Origin of the sequence: Methanospirillum sp. (assembly GCF_035406105.1) — an archaeon.
GTDB lineage: Archaea > Halobacteriota > Methanomicrobia > Methanomicrobiales > Methanospirillaceae > Methanospirillum.
In genome coordinates this window covers 1-1049 of sequence record NZ_DAONKG010000385.1, presented here as the reverse complement: position 1 = coordinate 1049, position 1049 = coordinate 1, and the positions used below count along the sequence as shown (strand labels likewise).

Annotated in this window: 2 protein-coding genes; one reads left to right on the top strand and one right to left on the bottom strand. The window is 48.1% G+C overall.

Annotated features, from left to right (window positions below):
* Positions 1-348 (bottom strand): cation diffusion facilitator family transporter (locus PLA23_RS13705; protein ID WP_324475588.1); only part of this gene is annotated, 348 nt, incomplete at its 3' end.
* Between the two features lie 76 nt (positions 349-424).
* Here PLA23_RS13705 and PLA23_RS13700 point away from each other — a divergent pair.
* Positions 425-832 carry a secondary thiamine-phosphate synthase enzyme YjbQ gene (locus PLA23_RS13700; RefSeq protein WP_324330074.1) on the top strand — a complete coding sequence of 136 codons (408 nt, stop codon included), beginning with the start codon at positions 425-427 and terminating at the stop codon, positions 830-832.
* The last annotated feature ends 217 nt before the right edge of the window (positions 833-1049 follow it).

Here is a 1049-nt window from a genome sequence, read left to right as displayed (position 1 = left end):
CATTGGTTCTGATGCAGGATCAATGATTTTTGCAATGGCTTCCTCAATGATCAGAATGGCGGCAATAAAGATCAGAAGCGCTTCAATCATGCCGGAGATGGATTCAAACTTCCCATGTCCGAAGGTGTGTTCATCATCAGGCGCCTGTCCGGACTTTCGTACCGATAGAAACGCAATAATGGAGGCCAAAAGATCCATCCCTGAATGGATGGCTTCGGAGATCATACTTACTGACCCGAGGGCAAACCCGACAATAAGCTTCATGAGAACCAGGGCGGAGTTCGAACCGACGGAGAGAATTGCGGTATTTTCTTTTTCGGTATTGGGATTTTGGGATGATGGTGTCATTGATTATCAGTGTTCCAGTATTATGATTATGAATACGTTTAATAAACCTGCTACCTCAGGGTGATACGGTGATGGTATGAAGTGGACACCAATTGAAGTAAAGACCGGATCACGAACGGTATTTGTTGATATTACCGGAAGAATTGATGAAGAGATCAGAAAAACCGGGATACAGAACGGGATCTGCTTTATCGTTATCCAACATACAACTGCAGGGCTGACCATAAACGAGAATGCAGACCCGGACGTGACACGCGATATCCTTGTCAGCCTCTCCCGTCTGGTTCCGGCTACGGGTGATTACCGGCATGCTGAAGGTAACTCCGATGCTCATCTGAAGGCATCACTCATGGGATTCTCCCTGATGGTGCCGGTTATGAATGGCCGGCTGGCACGGGGGACCTGGCAGGGTATTTACGTATGCGAGTTTGACGGTCCCAGAACCCGGCAGGTGCTTGTGGGAGTCCAGGGGGAGGAGGAATAGAGGGAGATGCGTGAGAATAGCGAAAAACCTCTTTCCAGACTGTTGTGATGCATGAATCATTTTCACCTGCAATCGCTCACGGGTGGCTTTTTGGCTATCCTCCGTGAGATGGTATGGAAAGTACGGTATCACAGGATGTTCATTCTGTCCTGTCCGTTTACACGGGAGTCCCTCTTGAACGAATGGAACACAAAACAAAGCCTGAATTAGCACTTGA

What these genes read in the sequence shown, in the direction of transcription:
- PLA23_RS13700 (WP_324330074.1), top strand. Translation starts at nt 425, where the DNA reads ATGAAGTGGACACCAATTGAAGTAAAGACCGGATCACGAACGGTATTT.